The sequence below is a fragment of the Bacillus sp. JJ783 genome, from assembly GCF_036963225.1.
Taxonomy (GTDB): Bacteria; Bacillota; Bacilli; order Bacillales; family Bacillaceae_G; genus Bacillus_A; species Bacillus_A cereus_U.
The window spans coordinates 87,106-106,327 of the sequence record NZ_JBALMG010000054.1 but is presented as its reverse complement, the minus strand read 5'-3'; the positions used below and the strand labels follow the sequence as shown (position 1 = coordinate 106,327).

Sequence of the window (19,222 nt, the reverse complement as noted above, 5' to 3'; positions counted from 1 at the left end):
GAATTATTTTAGAGTGCTTTTTATAGGGAATATAGAGGGATATTATATTTTTTGACCTTTAGTGAGAATGATAATCAACGATACTTACATTACATAAAGTAATGACAATGAAATAAAGGTAGAAGAGATTATTTTTTTCTTATAAATTGAGAATAATTATCATTTTAAAAATATAAAACGAAAGATAAACAAGGAGGAAGTAAGCAAAATGAGAAAGTTTTCAGTATTACCCGCATTTATTATAACGTTAGTATGTATGCTAGCTTTTCTCGTAATACCATCTGGACAAGCCTCAGCAAAATTAGCTGATGGTACTTACGATATTAACTACGTTATCAAAAAGGCGGAAGATGATTCAGCTTCAATGGCAAATGATTATTTTGAAAAACCAGCTAAGTTAATTGTAAAAAATGGTGAGATGAGAGTACAAGTTCCAATGAACCATAGTGCTTGGATTACAGAATTTAAAGCACCAGAGAATGGGAACTTCGTTGATTCAAAAGTAATTAGCAAAGACGAAGCAGCTGATAAAAGAACGGTTGAATTTAAAGTTGATGATTTATCTAAACCGTTAGGAGTAAAAATTCATGTTGTTGTACCAAGTGCAAACTACGACCATCATTACACAGTTCGCTTTGCATTTGATGCGAATGTAAAAGCTGTAGGCGGCGATAACAATGCAGCTGGTGTAACAAAAACTGATGATCAAACTAAAAAAGATGGCCAAGTAAAAGAAGAGCAAAAGAAAGAAGAGAGCAAAGCAACAAATAAAGATGCAAATAAAGGAACAAATGAAAGTGGAAAGGCTGAAAAAACAGATAACCCAAAAACAGGTGATGATGCTCGCATTGGATTATTTGCAGCGTTAGTTTTAATCTCAGGTATTTTCTTAGTTCGTAAAGTGAAGTTAAGTAAATAAATCTTTGGAAGGGCGATGAATATATGTTTAAACAATTTAAAATGATTATTGCCGTATTTGCTGTCTTATTTACGTTTATAGCAACACTAGGTTTACAAGATGCAAAAGCTGCTACACAACTAGCTGATGGGAAATATAATATTGCTTTTACTGTATGGAAAGGCGATAAAGATGAATCATCTAGAATGAATAGTTATTTTGAAAGCCCAGCAACATTAACAGTTAAAAGCGGAAAACAATATGCTTCATTTAAAGTGAAAGATAGTGCTTCTATTAAAAGTTTCCAAGTAGAAAAAGATGGTCAATTCTTAGAAACAACAGTCTTAAGTGAAAACAAAAAAGAGAATACTAGAGTAGTAGAATTTGAAGTTGCTGACTTGTCAGAAAAACTAAATGGTAAGGTAAAAATTAACATCCCAATTATTAATTATAACGCTTCATATGATATTCGTTTTGTATTTGATGGGAACAGCATTAAATAATTGGAAATTTTTTAAAAAGGAGAGTCATTCTATTGAACAGGTATTTTAAAATTGTTGTTGCAATGTTTCTAACGATTTTTACATTCGTATCAACGCTACAACCGCTTGCAGTTCAAGCAGCTACAACTTTAGCTGACGGTGAATATTCAATTGGTTTCAAAGTTTTGAAAGATACATCAGATGAAGAATCAATGATGAATCAATATTCTGTAAGCCCGGGGACTTTGAAAGTAAAGGATGGGAAAAAGAAAGTATCCTTTACGTTAACACATAGTTCGTGGATTACGAAGTTTGAAACAGAAAAAGGTAGTCAATTCGTTGATGTAAATGTAGTTAGTGAAGATAAAGAGAACGATACAAGAGTAGTAGAATTTGATGTGGAAGATGTAGAGAAAATAGTAAATGCGAAAGTGAAAGTTGATATTGATGCTTTTAATTATCATCATTACTATGACATTCGTATTTCATTCGACCAAAATAGCATTACACCAATTCATGTAGAAAAACCAGATGAAAAAGAGGACCCAGCTAATAAGCCAGATCCAAATAAAAATCCGGATCCAAGTCAGAAGCCCGACCAAAAGCCTGACCCAGATCAACAACCAAATTCTAACACAATTAAAGATGGTGCGTACAGTATTCCATTTAAAGTGTTAAAAGATAAAACAGATGAAGAATCTAAAATGAATACTTACATGGAAAATCCAGGAGTATTGAAAGTAGAAAATGGTAAGAAAAAAGAGATTGTAACGCTAAAAAGCAGCTCATTAATTAAAAATTTCCAAACGGAAAAAGATGGTGCATTTGTTGATGCAAAAGTAGTGAGTGAAGATAAAGAAAAAGATACAAGAGTCGTAGAATTTGAAGTAGCCGATTTATCAAAAAAAATAAATACAAAAGTATTTATTGAGATGGCATCAAGAAACTACAAGCAAACTCATGACGTACAACTTGTATTTGAACAAGACAAGCTTGAACAAATTAAAAATGAAGAGAAACAACCGGATGAAGATAAAAAGCCGGAAGTAGAAAAACCGGATGGAAATAAGAAACCAGATGCTGAAACAATTAAAGATGGCGAATACAGCATCAATTTTAAAACATTAAAAGATCAAACAGATGAACTTTCAATGATGAACACATATACGAAAAGTCCAGGTGTGTTAAAAGTAAAAGATGGTAAGAAATATGTATCATTTACATTAACGAATAGTGCATGGATTACAAAGTTTGAATTTGATAAAAATGGTTCGTTTGTTGATGCGAATGTATTAAGTGAAGATACGAAAGCTGACACACGCGTAGTGGAAGTAGAAGTAGCAGATTTATCGGAAAAATTAAATGCAAAAGTAAAAGTAGACATCGATTCAATGGATTATCATCATTTCTACGATATTCAATTTGCATTTGATAAAGATAGCATTAAGCCGTTAGATAACCAAGGCGGAAACGACAACCAAGGCGGAAACAATAACCAAGGAGGAAACGACAACCAAGGCGGAAACGATAACCAAGACAATAACACAACAATTGATCCAAATGCTCTTAAAGATGGTGAATACAGTATCGGTTTTAAAGTGCTAAAAGATAAAACAGACGAAATTTCAATGATGAACACATATACGAAGAGTCCAGGCGTATTAAAAGTGAAAGATGGTAAGAAATATGTATCCTTCACAGTAACGAATAGCTCATGGATTACAAAGTTTGAGTTTGAAAAGAATAGTTCGTTTGTCGATGCGAAAGTATTAGGTACAAATAAAGAGCAAGATACAAGAGTAGTGGAAGTAGAAGTAGACGACTTATCGAAAAAGTTAAATGCAAAAGTGAAAGTGGATATTGATGCGATGAACTACCATCATTTCTATGATATTCAATTTGCATTTGATAAAGGTAGTATTAAAGCTTTAGGTAATCAAGATGGAAACAACATTCCAGGCGGAAACGATAACCAAGATGGAAACAATAATCAAGGCGGAAACGATAACCAAGGTGGAAGTAACAACCAAGATGGAAACAATAATCAAGGCGGAAATAATAACCAAAATGGACACATAACAGTCGATCCGAAAAAATTAAAAGACGGTCAATATGATGTTGCTTTTAAAGTGTTAAAAGATAAAACGGATGAGATTTCAATGATGAATCAATACGTTGTAAAGCCAGCAAGATTAACAGTGAAAGATGGCAAAAAATATGTTGCGATGACACTGAAAAATAGTGCGTGGATTACGAAGTTCCAAACAGAAAATGCTGGTGCATTTGTTGATGCAAAAGTAGTGAGTGAAGATAAAAATGCAGATACGAGAGTAGTAGAGTTTGAAATCGATGATTTATTTGCGAAATTAAATGCGAAAACAAAAGTAGATATCGATTCAATGAACTACCATCATTTCTACGATGTGCAAATTCAATTTGATACAAATAATATTGGTGCAGTAGGAACTATTAAAGAGGATTCGAAAAACGATCCGAAGAATGAACCGAAAAATCCAGTGATTACACCGAAAGTAGACAATGTAAAAACAATCAGTAATCCTGATTTTAACCGAAATGCGGACGGTAAGAAGCAAAATGAAAATGTAAAGAATGATGTAGAAAAAGAGAAAAACTCAAAAACAGCAGATACAGCACAGATTGGAATGTATATGTTGCTATTACTAGGATCACTTGCTTTCTTAGTTCGTAAATATAGAGCAGGTAGACTGTAAAATTTGGAGTCTTGATGCATGGTTTCATGCATCAAGACTCGTTTCATATTGTACCGAAAGGAGTGGTGATTGAGAGTGAAGAAAATCACGAGTGTATTCATGGCTATCATTCTTTTATTTAGTATAGCTGGGTGCTCATCACCCAAAAAAGAAACGGCAAAAAAGGTAAAGAGCAGTAGTGAGGAACGTGTTATTGCAACGACAGTTGCTGTGACTGAAATTATGGATGCATTAGAAGTAGATTTAGCAGGTATTCCTACAAGTTCTAAAACTTTGCCAAAGCGCTATAAAGGTTTACCTGAAGTTGGGAATCCGATGAGTCCTGATATGGAAAAAGTAAAATCAATGAAACCATCAGAAGTATTATCTGTTACGACGCTTGAATATGAGTTGAAGCCAGTTTTTAATGAAGCGGGCATTAAGGCAAACTTTTTAAATTTAACGAGTTTAAAAAACATGCAAAACTCAATTACAGAGTTGGGCAAAAAATATGGGCGTGAGAAACAGGCTGAAGCAGTCGTAACAAAGTTTGATAAAAAGGTTGCAGACATTCAAAAACAAGTAAAAGGGAAGAAAGAACCGACAGTCCTTATTTTACTTGGAGTGCCTGGAAGCTATTTAGTAGCGACAGAACACTCATATATCGGGGATTTAGTAAAACAACTAGGTGGTAAAAATATAGTACAAGGTGAGAAAGTAGAATATTTAGCTTCTAATACAGAGTACTTAAAAAAAGCTGATCCAGATATTATTTTACGTGCAGCGCATGGTATGCCAGATGAAGTTGTGAAAATGTTCGATAAGGAATTTAAAACGAACGACATTTGGAAGCATTTTGCCGCAGTTAAAAATAATAGAGTGTACGATTTAGAAGAGCGCTTATTTGGAACGACGGGGAATTTAGCAGCTATTGAAGCCTTAGATGAATTAAAGAAAATGATGTATCCATGATGCATGTATAGATAAAGGAAGATTGAGATGAATAAAAAAATTTGGAGTTTCTTCATCGTCACAGTATTACTAGTTATTATGACTACTGTATCCGCTGTGAAAGGTAGTTTAGAAATAGGTGTCATTGATCTTTTTCAAGGTATATTTACAGGGACAAATGAAGATGTTGAAGTCATTAAAGATTTACGTTTCCCGCGCATCATTATTGCACTTTTCACTGGAGCGGCGCTTGCTGTTTCTGGTGTGCTTTTCCAAGCAGTTATGAAAAATCCACTTGCGGATGCTGGGGTTATCGGGATATCTTCAGGGGCCAGTTTTATGACGCTTGTTATCATTACGCTATTCCCTCAGTTCTTTTTCTGGACACCACTATTCGCGTTTTTAGGCGGTGCGTTTGCTTGTTATCTCGTTTATGCGTTTTCTTGGAAATCAGGTTTAAGTCCGCTGCGTATCATTTTGATCGGTATAGCGATAAATGCGATGTTTACTGGTTTAAATGAATCTTTCGTTACGATTTGCGGATATTTCATTAAAAGTATTAAGCAGACGACAACATCTAATATAACGATGAAGACATGGGGCGATGTGGAAGTACTTGTTACATATGGATCAATCGGCCTTGTACTTGCACTGTTTGTAGGGGCGTGGTGTAATTTATTATCTCTACAAGATAAAACGGCTAAAAACCTTGGACTTCACGTGACGAGGGTACGCCTTATTATTTCTGTCATTGCTGTTCTTTTAGCAGCTGTATCAACTGCAATTGCGGGTGTTATCGCTTTCGTTGGATTACTTATCCCGCATATTTCAAGGCAACTGGTTGGATCAGATCATAAAGTACTTATTCCATTTTCAGCCCTTGCAGGTGCGTTATTAATTTTAACGGCAGACACAATTGGTAGGCTAATCGTACCGCCTAATGAAATTCCAGCGGCGACGATTATGGCAGTCATCGGTGGTCCGTTCTTAATATTCTTGCTTAGAAAGAGTGATCGAGTTCATGGAAATTAAAAATGTAACCTTTTCTTATGATAATGTAACGGATCGTTTACAGTCTGTTAGTAGTGAGATAGAGGTTGGAAAAATTACAACAATTATTGGTCCAAATGGTTGTGGGAAATCAACATTACTAGGTGTTATGTCGCGAAATCATGATCCCCGTAGCGGAGAAGTAATGCTAGATGGGAAAGCTATTAGCCAGTATAAGCCGAAAGAGTTTGCTAGAAAGCTAGCGGTCGTTCATCAGCAAAATGAGGCGCCAGCAGATATTACAGTTGAAAAATTGACGAGTTTTGGGCGTATGCCATATAAAAATATTTTTTCTACACAAACGGATGAGGATAGCGAAGCAATAGAAAGAGCATTGACGTGTACGAGACTACAAGATAAGCGTGATAAGCCAATACATGCATTATCTGGTGGGGAAAGGCAACGTGTTTGGATTGCGATGACTTTAGCGCAAAATACGCCCATGCTGTTTTTAGACGAACCAACGACGTATTTAGATATTTACTATCAGCTTGAAATATTAGAGTTAGTGAAAGAGTTAAATGAAGTACATGGTTTAACGATTGTTATGGTATTACATGACATTAATCAAGCAATCCGTTATAGCGATCATATTATCGTTATGAAAGATGGAGAAATTGTGATGAAGGGTAAGCCAGGTGAAGTCGTAACGGAAGATATGATCAAGACGATATATGGTGTAGACGTTGTTGTAAAGCACGATGAAGATACAGGATTGTATATGGTGCCAATGGGTATTTGATAGGCGACTAAATCCCTTTGGTAATCCGTTTTGAGGTGATAATTTGAGCGGCAAGAAAGAAAAGAAAAAGAATTCCTTTTTTCAAAGAATACTTACAGTTGCTTTTTTAGGTATCTTTTTCTACTCCGTGTATGAATTAGGCGGGATGTTCATGGATTACTATGAAAATCGCAAAGTAATGGCTGAAGCACAAGATATTTATCAAAGGAGTCCGATGGAAGAAAAATCATCAGATGGAGCAGTACGTGCGCAGTTTCAAGCCTTACAAAAAATTAATCCAGAAATAGTTGGCTGGATTACGATGGATGATACGCAAATTAATTATCCAATTGTTCAAGCCAAAGACAACGATTACTATTTATACCGTAATTATAAAGGTGAGGACATGAGGGCAGGCAGTATTTTTATGGATCATCGTAACGATGTAAAATCTCAAAATCGAAATACGATTCTATACGGACATCGTATGAAAGACGGCTCTATGTTTGGGAGTCTTAAAAAAATATTAGAAGAAGATTTCTTCATGTCTCATCGCAAATTGTACTACGATACTTTGTTTGAAGGATATGATGTAGAAGTATTTTCAGTATATACAACGACAACTGATTTCTATTATATTGAAACGGATTTTGGAAGCGATGAAGACTATGCATCTTTTCTAGAAAAAATTAAGGATAGGTCACTCTATAAAACAGATACAAAAGTGACAGCGGATGATCAAATTTTAACACTTTCAACGTGTGATTATGCACTAGATCCAGAGGCGGGCAGACTAGTCGTGCATGCGAAGTTGGTGAAAAGAAGTTGAAAAAAGAAAAGGTATAGAAGTAGAGAAGATGTATTCCTTCTCATACTTCTATACCAACTATTAAAAACGAAGTTATTGAGCCGCAGCAATTGGCATACGGACAATTTTAACATCATAGAATGAGATTTTATTATCGATAATAAAATCTGGTAATCCACCACGATGTGAATGCGCATCTTTAAAGGCCGTACTCTTTGTCCAACCTTGGAAATCCTCTTTTGCATTCCAACGAGTGCTAATCGTTACTTCATCATAATCAACTGTATTTTCAGTTAGAAGAACTTCTAGTCCTAAGAAACCAGGCATCGTTTCAACTTTACCTACTTTATTAAAGCGCTCAATTAATTTATGTGCGTCACCTTTCGTAATTTTAGATGTATTTGTAACAATAATCATTTCTCTATTCCTCCTATAAACCTATCATTATTTTCATCGTTTCATATACATTAAATGATAATGAAAATCATTTTCAATGTCAATGGTAATGCTGAAATAAATAAGTTTTTTTTCGATTAAGCGAGAGGATGAGCTAGTTGTACGAGCAAAGCAATAATATGGTATAGTGAAACGAGGCTTTTTTTCAGCCTCGTTTTTTACATTGCTTCCTACTAATTAGAAAGCATTCAAATGGAAAGGAAGACATTACATGCGATCTGAAGTAACTATAAAAATAAAACCGAAATTTATAAAAGAAATTAAAAGTGGATATCCGCTTATTTTAAAAGATGCGATTCAAAATTTAAACGATATTCGTGAAGAAGGGACAATCATCAAGGTAGTAGATGAGAAGAACCAATTTATCGGAAAAGGCTATTATGGAAAACAAAATAAAGGGTATGGCTGGATTTTAACGAGAAAAGAGAAAGAGCAAATAAATCAGGATTTCTTTGAAAGTAAAATAAAATCTGCTTTACATAAACGAAAAGATTTTTATAAATCAAATGATACAACAGCATTCCGTGTGGTAAACGGTGAGGGTGACGGTCTTGGTGGCTTAATTATCGATTATTATGACGGCTATTACGTAATTAGTTGGTATAGTGAAGGGATTTATACTTTCCGTGATGAGATTGTAGCAGCACTTCAAAAAGTAGCGAACTTCAAAGGGATTTATGAGAAAAAACGTTTTGATACGAAAGGAAAGTACATTGAAGGTGATGATTTCGTAACAGGAGAGCGCGGTGAGTTCCCACTTATCGTAAAAGAAAACGGTGTAAACTTTGCTGTATATTTAAATGATGGGGCGATGGTTGGTGTATTTTTAGATCAACGTAACGTTCGAAAACAAATTCGTGATAAATATGCAAAAGGAAGAACAGTTTTAAATATGTTCTCTTATACTGGAGCTTTCTCTGTATTTGCAGCACTTGGCGGCGCAAGTAAAACAACAAGTGTTGACCTTGCAAATCGTAGCTTAAGTAAAACGATCGAGCAGTTTAGTGTAAATGAAATTGATTACGAAGCACAAGATATTATTGTAGAAGATGTATTTCTATATTTCAAATATGCTGCTAAGAAAAAGATGAAATTTGATATGGTTGTACTTGACCCTCCAAGTTTTGCACGCTCAAAAAAATATACGTTCAGTGCGGCGAAAGATTATAAAAACTTATTAAAAGAAACAATTGCGATTACAGAAAATAACGGTATTATCGTTGCTTCTACAAATTGTAGCGCATTCGATATGAAAAAGTTTAATGGCTTTATCGATACGGCATTCAAAGAAATGAACGGTAAATATAAAATATTAGAAGAACATTCTTTACCAGAAGATTTCCGTACAATTGATCAATTTAAAGAAGGAGACTATTTAAAAGTAGTTTTCATCGAGAAAATTAAAGGTTAATAAAGAAAAAGGAGCTCAAGTTTAAATGAGCTCCTTTTCTTATTGAATGATATTTTGGACTCTGCCAACTTGCCCGTCCTGCAATCGTACTTTAATGCCGTGCGGATGAGAGGGTGAGTTAGTTAAAATATCTTTTACAATTCCTCTTGTTAGCTTGCCTGTACGTTGATCTTGTTTTAATACAATATCAACTTCAAGACCTGATGAAATGTTAGATCGTTTTTGCCCGCTCATTTATACACCTGTACGTCTACGTTGGTTGTTTGTTTTCTTCGTTTGTTGGTTTTGTAATTTTTTCGTTTCTTGACTTTGATTTCCATTATTTGAGCCGTTGCCATTTCCTTGCTTTTTCTTTGCAAGTTGTTCGCGCATTAAATCAGCTAAGCTTACTTTTTTGTTTTCTGACATGATAAGTCTCCTTTATATAAAGTTAATTATGAACAATAGTAGTGAATTTCATCATATCATTGTTAAGGAAGGAAGGGAAGTTGGTTTGAAAATTCATATAATTGTACCAACTAATTTGCAGTTGCGATACAATTGAATTGTTAATGTTTGTGAAAAGGGGATAGAAATATGTCATATCATATTTTATTAGTTGAAGATGATATCTCAATTCAAGAGATGGTTGAAACATATTTAGTAAAAGAAGGTTTTCAAGTTACAATCGCATCTGATGGAGAAGAAGGAGTTAACGCATTTTTAAAAGGTTCATTTGATTTGATTATTCTCGATATTATGATGCCAAAGTTAGATGGCTTAGAGGTTGTGCGAATCATTCGAGAAAAAAGTGCTGTTCCGATTTTAATGATGTCGGCAAAAGATACAGATGTTGATAAGGCGATTGGCTTAGGGCTTGGAGCGGATGATTACATTTGTAAACCATTTTCTATGATTGAATTGGCAGCACGTGTAAAAGCCGCTATTCGAAGGTCTACAAAGTATTCAGCTGTGGAATCAAAAGATGAGGCCATTCAGATTGGTGATTTAATAATTGACCCAATTAATTTCACTGTGGAGAAAAAGGGAAGACAGCTTAAACTTACTTTAAAAGAATTTGAGATTTTAAAGCTATTCGTGAAGAATCAAAATCGTGTTTTTACGAAAGCGCAAATATATAAGCTTGTTTGGAATGAAGAATATTATGGTGATGATAATGTTATTAATGTTCATATGAGAAGATTACGTGAGAAAATTGAAAGTGATCCATCTAATCCAGAATATATTAAAACATTATGGGGCATCGGCTATAAGTTGGAAGTGATGTAGTATGGTTATATTTTTAACAGTGGTGATTATTATATTGCTTATCGTTATTTACGTGCAATATAAAATTAGGAAAAATAGTAGTAGGAATTTACGCTATACGTATGAGAAGTTAAATCGAATTGTAAAAGAACAAACTGGTGAGAAGCTATTAATTATGACGGATGATACAGAATTGCAAAAGTTATTAGTGGCTATTAATCATTTGTTAGATGCTAAGCAGAAAACAAATGCAGATCATGCAAAGGTTGAGATTTCCATGAGAAAGATGCTTTCAAATATCTCGCATGATTTGAAAACGCCACTCACAGTCATTCTTGGATATGTAGAAATGTTAAATATGGATAAAACGATAAGTGAAGAAGAACAGCAAATATTACTTGAAAAAGTGCATGTAAAAACACTGGAAGTAATGGAACTGATTCATAAGTTTTTTGATTTAGCAAAATTAGAATCTGGTGACAAGGCAATCGAGATGACAAAAGTAAATATGAATGAAGTTTGTCGCGAAAAGATTTTATCTTTCTATGATTTAGTGACGACGAAAGGTTTTCATGTCCATATTGACATACCAGAAAGAAATATATATGCACTTGGAAATGCAGAAGTATTAGGCAGGGTGTTAAATAATTTAATATCCAATGCGATTACATATGGAGACGATGGAAAGGCACTCGGTATGACTTTAAGAGATGATGAAACGAGTGTGTATATAGATGTATGGGATAAAGGAAAGGGAATTGATGAATCTCATATTGATAAAGTATTTGAGCGTATGTACACACTTGAAGATTCGAGAAATAGATTGTACCAAGGAAGCGGTCTAGGGTTAACGATTACGAAAAGGCTTGTGGAAGCGATGGATGGGGAAATTCATCTTTCTAGTAAGCCGTATGAAAAAACAATTTTTACAGTTGTATTAACAAAGATGCAGTTTTAGCTTGTAGAGAAGTAGATTCTACAAGCTTTTTTTGAACGTAAGGAATTTGTAAGGAACGGGTAAGAAAAAAGAGATTTCCGTTGTCTATTATAGAAATATAGAGCGGTGCGAAAGGGGAAAGTGACATGACATATATATTAAAGACGAACCAGCTAACGAAAGTGTTTAAAGGGAAAGAAGTTATTTCTAGCGTTAACATGCATGTGAAAAGAGGAGAGATTTACGGTTTTTTAGGACCGAACGGTGCTGGTAAAACAACGATTATGAAAATGATTACGAATTTAATAAAACCGACGAGTGGTGATATTGAAATTTTCGGTGAGAAGTTAACAGACACATCTTATGAAGTATTAAAAAGAATGGGGACAATTATTGAATATCCAATCTTTTATGATAAATTAACGGCGAAGGAAAATTTAGAATTACATTGTGAATATATGGGCTATTATGATAAAAACGCAATTGACCATGCTTTAAATTTAGTGAAACTGCACGGCATTGATAATAAAAAAGTAAAAGATTTTTCATTAGGGATGAAGCAACGACTTGGTATTGCAAGGGCGATCATGACAAAGCCAGAACTACTCATTTTAGATGAACCAATTAACGGTTTAGATCCAATTGGTATTAAAGAATTAAGAGACTTATTTAAAATGCTCTGCAAAGAATATGGCATTACTTTATTAGTTTCTAGTCATATTTTAGGCGAGATGGAACAAATGGCAGATACAATTGGTGTGATTCAAAATGGAAAACTAATAAAAGAAGTTTCAATGAAGAGTATTAACGGAAAACAAACAGAGTACATTGAAATCACTGTTCCTGACGTGAAACGAGCAGCTTATATTTTAGAAGATAAACTTGGTATAAAAAACTACAAAATAATGAGTGGAAACATGATTCGTGTGTATGATACGGCAGCATCTCAGCAAGCCATTTCAAAAGCACTTATTATGAACGATGTAGAAATTGAAAGTATTAATAAGAAACATAGTTCCTTAGAAGAATATTTCTTAAATGTAATGGATGGAGAGGGCATTCATGCTTAATGGATTGTTAGTGAATCTAGTAAGTGGATTGATTGTAATGTTCATAAGTGGGATTTTATATTATAGAAAACCTGAGCGGAAATGGCCGTTAATTTTACTAGTGATAGGAATAGTAAGCGTAGTTACGGCTGGAATTAGAATGTTAGTAGCATAGAGATAGTTATGTCAGTAATGGAGGTGTGGTTTATATGTTTAAATTAATGAAACTTGAATGGAAGAAACATAAATTATCTAGTTACTTTAAAGGGGTAGCCATTTGTATTATAGCAATTTTTGCTGCGGTAAGTCTTATGGGGTTGGGAGCGAAAGGTGAAGTAGATGCGGCGCTCACTGATTTTACAAAATATATGACCTTAGCAAACATTTTTATTAGGATGACATTTCTTATTTTTAGTTCGGTCATTTTATCACGTTTAGTAATTGATGAGTATAAGAACAAAACAATGCAACTATTGTTTATGTATCCATTGCAAAGGAAAACGCTAATGAGGGCGAAATTAACAATTGTTTTTAGTTTTTGCTTTGTGAGCATGATTATCGCTACTTTCACTATTAGTTTGCTCATATTTTTTATGAATCCAATGATGGGAGTAATTGAAACGCCTGTTACGATGGGTGAAATAATAGCTACCGTTCCAGCTACTTTTATAAATGCATTTATGATATCTGGTATAAGTTTAATCCCTTTATTTTTTGGGATGAGAAAGAAATCGGCACCGACAACGATTACTTCTGCAGTAATAATCGGGATGATAATGAACAGTAACATTGGAAACAATCAAGTAAGTTTTTATAATTTTATAGCTATCCCAATAGTGCTCTGTTTAGTAGGGATTTTTATTAGTTATCTGTCGTATCGAAAAATCGACAAGATTGATGTGGCGTGAAGCAAGCATAAAACAATAACGAACTGGGGTATGAGCAGTGAAAAAAATAATAGTAATTGCAATTGCTAGTGTGATTTTTGGTTTTAAGACATTCGCTGGAAAAGACTTTAAGAAGGAGGTTGCTTTTGAGATAGATACGATAAAGGAAATTTATATCAATTAAATTTTAAAAGAGAGGAGGACTATCATGCTACGTCTTATGAAGCTAGAACTGAAGAAGTTTAAGCTCGGATGGTATGTGAAGAGAGCAATTATTGCAAATATCGTCATACTGGCACTATTAATCTTTGTTAGTTTCGTTTCTCAAATAGAAGGAGATCCAGAAATAAGAGATCCGCAGGCGATTTTGCTGATGGCTAGTACATTAGTAAGAGCAACATTCATTATTTTTGGTAGTGTGTTAATCGCAAGGTTAATAATTAGTGAATATAAAAATAAGACAATACTACTTATGTTTTCTTATCCTATTAATCGGAGGGAAATGATGAGTAGTAAGTTGGCCATTACAGCAACATTAACATTTCTAACAGTTATTTTATCTAACATTTTAGTAGTAGGAGTGTTCTTTGGGATAGATAGTTATTTTTCAATTCTTCCTAATCCATTTACAGTAGATCAATTGACGCAAGAAGGAATAAAACTGGTTCCTTTAGCTATTGCAACTGCGGGAATGAGTTTAATCCCATTATATTTTGGAATGCGTAAACGTTCAGTGCCAACTACAATTGTTTCATCCCTTATCGTTGTATCAATTGCAATGAATAGCAACCCAACGTTTACTACAGCAACTTTTCTTCCCCTTCAACTAGCATTGGCAGCAATTGGAGTTGTGATTGCGTATTACGGAATTAAAAATATAGAGAAGGAAGATGTAACAGTATGACAAGAATAAGAAAAAAGAGTTGGCGTTACACCAACTCTTTTTTGTATATGTATGCTTCGTTACTACTCTGTAAATTTGTAGTGTTTGCTTAAATACTCTTGCACTCCTGGAGAAATGTTAAAGTTATTAGGACTTTTATATTCGATAGTAAACTCTCCATCTTCATTTGTTTCAAAGGAGATTGCATAGCTATCCATTTTAGAATCGTAAGAAGTATTTTTGAATTTCGCGTCTAGATTAAAGTATTTTGTAATATAATTTTTTGATTCTGTAATTGCTGTTTGTTTTTCCCAAGGGGTACCATAACTTGTGAAGTAAAGAGATACACTGATAACTCCAATAATGGAAGTTAGTAAAACAGTTCCCATAGCTATTTTTTTATTTTTTGTATTCAATTTGGTTGCCCCTCCTCATAATATGTATTCATTTTAACTTATTTTTTCCATAAAACAACCATTTAGCAAAAAATAGTTTCACATGAAACAAGTTACAGAAAAAGACAAGGTGCGTAAACACCTTGTCTTTTTCTGTCCTTACATTTTAGGAGCTTCCATTCCAGCGGCAGCCCATTCTTCTTTTGCAGGACCATATACGCCAGGAACTGTTAAGCCAGCTTGTCGCATTAAAACAGTCATTTGTCCGCGGTGGTGATTTTGATGATTAATGAGTGTCATTAAAAATATAGAATTCGGCATAGGACGACCAAAGAAGTCATTAATAGTAGCTAAGTCTTTATCAGTCCATTCGCTTTGAAGTGCTTCAACAAAAGCTACATTTACTTTACGGTACTCATCTGTAATTGTTTTTGCTGAAGTTGGTACAGGATAATCCTTTGTTTCACCTTCAAACTTTAACCCTGTCCCTGATAGAATAACAGGAATTGCAGTAACGATATGCCAAGCAACTCTTCCTAACGTCCAGTGTTCAGGTGCGATTTCTTGTGACAAAGATTCATCTGTTAATGCATCGAGCATCTTTTGAGTAGACTCAGCTTCATATTTCCATGATTGTAAAAAGCCTTCAATTGTTTGGTACATGTTATCCCTCCTAGTTATGTTCATGGGTTAAATTCGTGAAAAACAGTTAGTTTCCTGTTAAGCTATGAAAATGAATAATAAAAAAAGGAGGCTTCCAATACAAGAAGCCTCCTTTTTAATTAACTTTCTTCCCACTTTTCCTCATTAACCATAAGAAATACGGAGCTCCAAGTACAGCAACAACAAGCCCAGAAGGAATTTCTTTCGGATATGCAATTGTTCGTCCGAGTAAGTCAGCAATGGAAAGCAGGATTGCTCCAAACAGTGCTGAACAAACGAATAGTCTTTGATGATTCATGCCAACAACGATTCGCGCTAAGTGCGGTGCAACAAGGCCTAAAAAGGCGATAGTACCGACAGCAGCGATATTGACTGATGCAAGTAGTGTCGCTAATACAATTAGAGCAAGGCGCGTTTTATTTACTGGTTGCCCGAGTCCGGTTGCTAAATCGTCTCCAAGTACGAGAACATCAAGTTGTTTCATTAAGAAAAAGATAATTAGTACAAGAATCAGCGATGGATATAGAATGATATTTTCTAAGTGATTCCATCCTCTTGCATAAGTACTACCTGACAACCATGTTAAAGCAGCAGCCACATTCAAATTCGCTTTAACGATAAAGATTTGAATAATCGCTGATCCAAGCGCTGAAATTCCAATCCCTATTAAAGCGAGAGCTGTTGGGCTAAATCCTGATTTCCATGAGAAGAAGAGGACAATTCCAACTGCAAGTAGTCCACCAATAAATGCACCAATTGGTAGGAAGAAACCAGGAAGTGCAGGGAAGACATACATAATGGTTAAAGCACCAACACCTGCTCCAGACGAAATTCCGATAATAGATGGATCAGCAAGTGGATTTCGTAATATGCCTTGGAAAACAAGTCCGCTTATCGCAAGACATGCTCCGGCAATAGCGGCAACGAGCATTCTTGGTAAACGAAGATTCATCATCATATTTTTATCAAATTGTGTTAATTGTCCTGTTATGACATTTGTAATGCTTTCGATATAAGAGTTGCTACCGATTGCAACGCCAAGAGAAATCGTAACAATACAAAGTATGATAGATATAATGATTACCTTTTTATAAGAGTAATAGCGAGAACTAGCTCCAGCTGCATTAGCTCCATTATCATTCATATATTGTTTCGATTTCATCATTCGATACACTAAATAAATAAGCCAAGGTGATCCAATCATTGCTGTAACTGCTCCGACAGGAAGTTCGGCACCAGTTGGATCTATTAATCTACCAACAACGTCTGCTCCTAGCAATAATATTGCTCCCCATAAGAAAGAGGAGAGAAGAAGTGTAAAGTGTTGACGGTAACCAATAAGGCGCATTAAATGTGGTGCGACTAAGCCGACAAAGCCAATCGGTCCAACAACAGTTACAATTACTGCTGTTAAAAAAATTGCAGCGATGAACGAGATAAACCGTGTTACTGCTGTTTTCTCTCCAAGTGAAACAGCTACATCATCGCCGAGTAAGAGGATATTAAGCTTACGTGACATGAATAGTAAAACTAGGAAAGAAATAACAATAAATGGAAAAGCGAATTGAACGCCATCCCAGTTATTTTGAATAAGAGATCCAGCTCCCCATAAAAATAAACCAGCTGTTTCATTTTCATAGAAAAGCTGCATCGTTCCGGTAAAGGCAGAAAGCATTAATGTAACGACCATACCAGCTAGTGCCATTCTAAGTGGGGTTCCCTTTTTTCCACCAGAAATACGGTATACAAATAAAGCAGTAATTGCACCACCGATAAATGTGAAAAGAAGGGAGTTAATTTGCAAACCTTTCGGTAAGAAAATTGTAGCCGCTACTAGAAAGAAATATGCACCTGAATGAATTCCCATTGTACTTGATTCAGCAAGTGGATTTTTCGTTAAAGTTTGCAAAATGACTCCAGATGCAGCAAGAGCACCTCCAGCTAAAATGGCTATTACAGCTCTAGGGAGTCGAAGCATGATTAAAGTTTGATGCTCTAGCGATTGATTCGGTGAGATAAGAGCATCGATAATCATACTGTAGGAAATATTTGCTTGTCCTTGCCCGATATGAATAAAGAAAAGGAGGAGCAAGAGAGCTGCTCCTCCTCCGAATACAAGACTTGCTCGAAGTGTATGTTGTAAGCTATTCATCGTGTAATCACTTCTTCGCTGTCATTACATCTGCTACTTGTGTTGCTAAAGATTTTGCAGACTCAGGACCACCGAAAATCCAAGTGTCGCCTTTTAATTTATACATTTTGTTTTCTTTTTTGAACTTTAATTCTTCCCAAGCAGGGTTGCCTTTTAGTTGAGTGTCAAAAATGTTATCGTCATCCGCTACAATATAAATGAAGTTTGAATCTTGTACACTTTGTAATGATTCTACAGTTGTTTGCTTGAAACCGTCTGGCTCAGAGTTACCTGGTTCAAAAGTATTTGTTAAACCTAATTTTTTTGTAACTTGTAAAGCTGTAGAATTGTCAGTTAAGATACGGAATGTTGGTACGTTCTTAGCTGTAAATGCTTGTGTAATTGCGATGTTTTTATCTTTTAAGCCTGCTTTGTCAATTTTTGCTTTTGCATCAGCAAATGTTTTATCCATATCAGCTAATACTTTTTTACCTTGCTCTTCTTTTCCAACTGCTTTTGCAATTTGTTTAAATGTTTCTGTCATTTCAGCAAAGTGATCGTTATTGCTTGTTGATGGATCGAACATAACTGTTGGTGCAATTTGTTCTAATTCATTTTTAATCGCTTTACTACGGAATGAAGCTGTAATGATTAAATCTGGTTTTAGACGGCTAATTTCTTCTAAGTTTGGTTGTTGACGAGTTCCTACATCTACAACATCTTTACTTGGTTTTGTTTCTGTATTTACCCATTTATTATAATTCTTAATGTCTGCCATCCCTACTGGCTGAACACCAAGTGCTAATAAGTCTTCTGCATATACCCACTCAAGTACAACAACTTTTTTCGCTGGTTTATCTAACTTTGTTTCCCCTTCAGCATGTTTAATTGTTATAGCTTGATTTTTATTGTCCGCCTTTGTTTCTTTTTTCTCCTCTTTCTGTTGTCCGCATCCGACAACGAATAGAAGAACTACCATGAAAATGCTAAGAATTTTCTTCATCTTATGCCCCCAAATAAATTATTTTATTTGCAATGTACGATATTGAAAATCGTTATCAATTACAACAACAAAATCATACTATGAGGATATTTTAAGTGTCAATATTTTTTTAAAATTTCGACGAAAAATAACGATTTATATGGATTTTGATATACCGTATTGAAATGCAGATGTGTATCAAGACTGAAGGAGAGGAAATTCGTTTAAGAAGGAAGGCGAAAGTACAAGCGAAAGGGGAGCGTATTGCATGTAATAATTATTAGAATGTAAGGAATAAACCTTTGTTTATAAAAGGTTTGTTCCAGATCGGGTAGTTGATAAGGAAAATAAAAACTGATTTTTTATTAGAAAAATATTTCTAATTAGTTGGCTGTACTTAAAAGATTGAACACGAAGGAGGGGTCAACATGTCTTTATGGAGTAATAATACAAATGGTGTACATGTTGATTCATGCTGTTTTAGTTGCGATGGGACAGTTCCTAAGCTCGGTCCAACAGGTCCAACTGGAGCGACAGGTCCAACGGGAGCAACAGGTGA

Annotated in this window: 22 protein-coding genes and 1 pseudogene; 16 read left to right on the top strand and 7 right to left on the bottom strand. The window is 34.8% G+C overall.

The annotated features are described in order from the left end of the window. The first annotated feature begins 208 nt into the window (after positions 1–208). From isdC to srtB, 7 genes are all read left to right on the top strand, one after another. Complete coding sequence (gene isdC / locus V7038_RS12145) at positions 209–919, top strand: heme uptake protein IsdC (protein ID WP_002112156.1); 711 nt, start codon at positions 209–211, stop codon at positions 917–919. Between the two features lie 23 nt (positions 920–942). After that, positions 943–1,401, top strand: coding sequence for an NEAT domain-containing protein (locus V7038_RS12140; protein WP_002112155.1), 459 nt, complete (start codon positions 943–945; stop codon positions 1,399–1,401). A 32-nt stretch (positions 1,402–1,433) separates the two neighbouring features. Continuing rightward, positions 1,434–4,112: an NEAT domain-containing protein gene (locus tag V7038_RS12135; protein ID WP_335470354.1), complete on the top strand. Its 2,679-nt coding sequence runs from the start codon at positions 1,434–1,436 to the stop codon at positions 4,110–4,112. 69 nt (positions 4,113–4,181) lie between these two features. Then, on the top strand, positions 4,182–5,063 hold the full coding sequence (gene isdE, locus V7038_RS12130; RefSeq protein WP_002112150.1) for a heme ABC transporter substrate-binding protein IsdE: 882 nt from the start codon (positions 4,182–4,184) through the stop codon (positions 5,061–5,063). Positions 5,064–5,090: 27 nt separating this feature from the next. Next, positions 5,091–6,074, top strand: coding sequence for a FecCD family ABC transporter permease (locus V7038_RS12125; protein ID WP_002112148.1), 984 nt, complete (start codon positions 5,091–5,093; stop codon positions 6,072–6,074). Further along, entirely contained in the window at positions 6,064–6,834 is a 771-nt protein-coding gene (locus V7038_RS12120) for an ABC transporter ATP-binding protein (RefSeq protein ID WP_002112147.1), read from the top strand. The genes V7038_RS12125 and V7038_RS12120 overlap by 11 nt, the downstream gene beginning before the upstream one ends. A 43-nt stretch (positions 6,835–6,877) precedes the next feature. Then, positions 6,878–7,642: a class B sortase gene (srtB, locus tag V7038_RS12115; RefSeq protein WP_002112146.1), complete on the top strand. Its 765-nt coding sequence runs from the start codon at positions 6,878–6,880 to the stop codon at positions 7,640–7,642. Positions 7,643–7,714: 72 nt separating this feature from the next. Here srtB and isdG read toward each other — a convergent pair whose 3' ends face one another. After that, positions 7,715–8,038 carry a heme oxygenase gene (gene isdG / locus V7038_RS12110; protein ID WP_002112144.1) on the bottom strand — a complete coding sequence of 108 codons (324 nt, stop codon included), beginning with the start codon at positions 8,036–8,038 and terminating at the stop codon, positions 7,715–7,717. A 250-nt stretch (positions 8,039–8,288) separates the two neighbouring features. On the opposite strand from isdG, the gene V7038_RS12105 reads away from it, so the two are divergent. Next, complete coding sequence (locus V7038_RS12105; protein ID WP_002112143.1) at positions 8,289–9,488, top strand: class I SAM-dependent rRNA methyltransferase; 1,200 nt, start codon at positions 8,289–8,291, stop codon at positions 9,486–9,488. 39 nt (positions 9,489–9,527) lie between these two features. On the opposite strand, the gene V7038_RS12100 is transcribed toward V7038_RS12105, so the two are convergent. Together V7038_RS12100 and V7038_RS12095 are read right to left on the bottom strand one after the other, a co-directional pair. Continuing rightward, complete coding sequence (locus tag V7038_RS12100) at positions 9,528–9,722, bottom strand: YwbE family protein (RefSeq protein ID WP_002112142.1); 195 nt, start codon at positions 9,720–9,722, stop codon at positions 9,528–9,530. After that, on the bottom strand, positions 9,723–9,896 hold the full coding sequence (locus V7038_RS12095; RefSeq protein WP_002112138.1) for a hypothetical protein: 174 nt from the start codon (positions 9,894–9,896) through the stop codon (positions 9,723–9,725). Positions 9,897–10,064: 168 nt separating this feature from the next. On the opposite strand from V7038_RS12095, the gene V7038_RS12090 reads away from it, so the two are divergent. The 7 genes from V7038_RS12090 (at position 10,065) to V7038_RS12060 (ending at position 14,513) form a co-directional block, all read left to right on the top strand. Beyond that, positions 10,065–10,757, top strand: coding sequence for a response regulator transcription factor (locus V7038_RS12090; RefSeq protein WP_002112137.1), 693 nt, complete (start codon positions 10,065–10,067; stop codon positions 10,755–10,757). Between the two features lies 1 nt (position 10,758). Continuing rightward, a complete protein-coding gene (locus V7038_RS12085) occupies positions 10,759–11,694 on the top strand; it encodes a HAMP domain-containing histidine kinase (RefSeq protein ID WP_335470347.1) in 936 nt (311 codons plus the stop codon). Between the two features lie 125 nt (positions 11,695–11,819). Further along, on the top strand, positions 11,820–12,743 hold the full coding sequence (locus V7038_RS12080; RefSeq protein WP_002112134.1) for an ABC transporter ATP-binding protein: 924 nt from the start codon (positions 11,820–11,822) through the stop codon (positions 12,741–12,743). Continuing rightward, positions 12,736–12,897 carry a hypothetical protein gene (locus V7038_RS12075; RefSeq protein WP_002112131.1) on the top strand — a complete coding sequence of 54 codons (162 nt, stop codon included), beginning with the start codon at positions 12,736–12,738 and terminating at the stop codon, positions 12,895–12,897. The genes V7038_RS12080 and V7038_RS12075 overlap by 8 nt, the downstream gene beginning before the upstream one ends. Before the next feature lie 34 nt (positions 12,898–12,931). Next, positions 12,932–13,630: an ABC transporter permease gene (locus tag V7038_RS12070; protein ID WP_335470344.1), complete on the top strand. Its 699-nt coding sequence runs from the start codon at positions 12,932–12,934 to the stop codon at positions 13,628–13,630. A gap of 37 nt (positions 13,631–13,667) precedes the next feature. After that, positions 13,668–13,793, top strand: coding sequence for a hypothetical protein (locus tag V7038_RS12065; RefSeq protein WP_256416129.1), 126 nt, complete (start codon positions 13,668–13,670; stop codon positions 13,791–13,793). 24 nt (positions 13,794–13,817) lie between these two features. Then, positions 13,818–14,513 (top strand): ABC transporter permease, encoded by a 696-nt coding sequence (locus V7038_RS12060; RefSeq protein WP_335470341.1) that lies wholly within the window; start codon positions 13,818–13,820, stop codon positions 14,511–14,513. Positions 14,514–14,575: 62 nt separating this feature from the next. On the opposite strand, the gene V7038_RS12055 is transcribed toward V7038_RS12060, so the two are convergent. From V7038_RS12055 to V7038_RS12040, 4 genes are all read right to left on the bottom strand, one after another. After that, on the bottom strand, positions 14,576–14,908 hold the full coding sequence (locus tag V7038_RS12055; protein ID WP_070129040.1) for a spore coat protein C: 333 nt from the start codon (positions 14,906–14,908) through the stop codon (positions 14,576–14,578). Between the two features lie 138 nt (positions 14,909–15,046). After that, on the bottom strand, positions 15,047–15,550 hold the full coding sequence (locus V7038_RS12050; RefSeq protein ID WP_002112123.1) for a DinB family protein: 504 nt from the start codon (positions 15,548–15,550) through the stop codon (positions 15,047–15,049). A 115-nt stretch (positions 15,551–15,665) separates the two neighbouring features. Then, complete coding sequence (gene fhuB / locus V7038_RS12045) at positions 15,666–17,702, bottom strand: Fe(3+)-hydroxamate ABC transporter permease FhuB (RefSeq protein ID WP_002112121.1); 2,037 nt, start codon at positions 17,700–17,702, stop codon at positions 15,666–15,668. Between the two features lie 7 nt (positions 17,703–17,709). Continuing rightward, positions 17,710–18,684, bottom strand: coding sequence for an ABC transporter substrate-binding protein (locus V7038_RS12040; RefSeq protein WP_335470337.1), 975 nt, complete (start codon positions 18,682–18,684; stop codon positions 17,710–17,712). A 407-nt stretch (positions 18,685–19,091) separates the two neighbouring features. On the opposite strand from V7038_RS12040, the pseudogene V7038_RS12035 reads away from it, so the two are divergent. Further along, positions 19,092–19,222, top strand: a pseudogene (locus V7038_RS12035) (BclA C-terminal domain-containing protein); the annotation flags it as partial.

Excerpts from the sequence above, each read along its gene's own strand:
- V7038_RS12075 (WP_002112131.1), top strand. The coding sequence starts at position 12,736 with ATGCTTAATGGATTGTTAGTGAATCTAGTAAGTGGATTGATTGTAATG.
- V7038_RS12050 (WP_002112123.1), bottom strand. The coding sequence starts at position 15,550 with ATGTACCAAACAATTGAAGGCTTTTTACAATCATGGAAATATGAAGCT.
- V7038_RS12140 (WP_002112155.1), top strand. The coding sequence starts at position 943 with ATGTTTAAACAATTTAAAATGATTATTGCCGTATTTGCTGTCTTATTT.
- V7038_RS12095 (WP_002112138.1), bottom strand. The coding sequence starts at position 9,896 with ATGTCAGAAAACAAAAAAGTAAGCTTAGCTGATTTAATGCGCGAACAA.
- V7038_RS12105 (WP_002112143.1), top strand. The coding sequence starts at position 8,289 with ATGCGATCTGAAGTAACTATAAAAATAAAACCGAAATTTATAAAAGAA.
- V7038_RS12040 (WP_335470337.1), bottom strand. The coding sequence starts at position 18,684 with ATGAAGAAAATTCTTAGCATTTTCATGGTAGTTCTTCTATTCGTTGTC.
- V7038_RS12125 (WP_002112148.1), top strand. The coding sequence starts at position 5,091 with ATGAATAAAAAAATTTGGAGTTTCTTCATCGTCACAGTATTACTAGTT.
- V7038_RS12090 (WP_002112137.1), top strand. The coding sequence starts at position 10,065 with ATGTCATATCATATTTTATTAGTTGAAGATGATATCTCAATTCAAGAG.
- isdC (WP_002112156.1), top strand. The coding sequence starts at position 209 with ATGAGAAAGTTTTCAGTATTACCCGCATTTATTATAACGTTAGTATGT.
- V7038_RS12100 (WP_002112142.1), bottom strand. The coding sequence starts at position 9,722 with ATGAGCGGGCAAAAACGATCTAACATTTCATCAGGTCTTGAAGTTGAT.
- V7038_RS12070 (WP_335470344.1), top strand. The coding sequence starts at position 12,932 with ATGTTTAAATTAATGAAACTTGAATGGAAGAAACATAAATTATCTAGT.
- V7038_RS12080 (WP_002112134.1), top strand. The coding sequence starts at position 11,820 with ATGACATATATATTAAAGACGAACCAGCTAACGAAAGTGTTTAAAGGG.
- V7038_RS12085 (WP_335470347.1), top strand. The coding sequence starts at position 10,759 with ATGGTTATATTTTTAACAGTGGTGATTATTATATTGCTTATCGTTATT.
- V7038_RS12060 (WP_335470341.1), top strand. The coding sequence starts at position 13,818 with ATGCTACGTCTTATGAAGCTAGAACTGAAGAAGTTTAAGCTCGGATGG.
- fhuB (WP_002112121.1), bottom strand. The coding sequence starts at position 17,702 with ATGAATAGCTTACAACATACACTTCGAGCAAGTCTTGTATTCGGAGGA.
- V7038_RS12120 (WP_002112147.1), top strand. The coding sequence starts at position 6,064 with ATGGAAATTAAAAATGTAACCTTTTCTTATGATAATGTAACGGATCGT.
- isdG (WP_002112144.1), bottom strand. The coding sequence starts at position 8,038 with ATGATTATTGTTACAAATACATCTAAAATTACGAAAGGTGACGCACAT.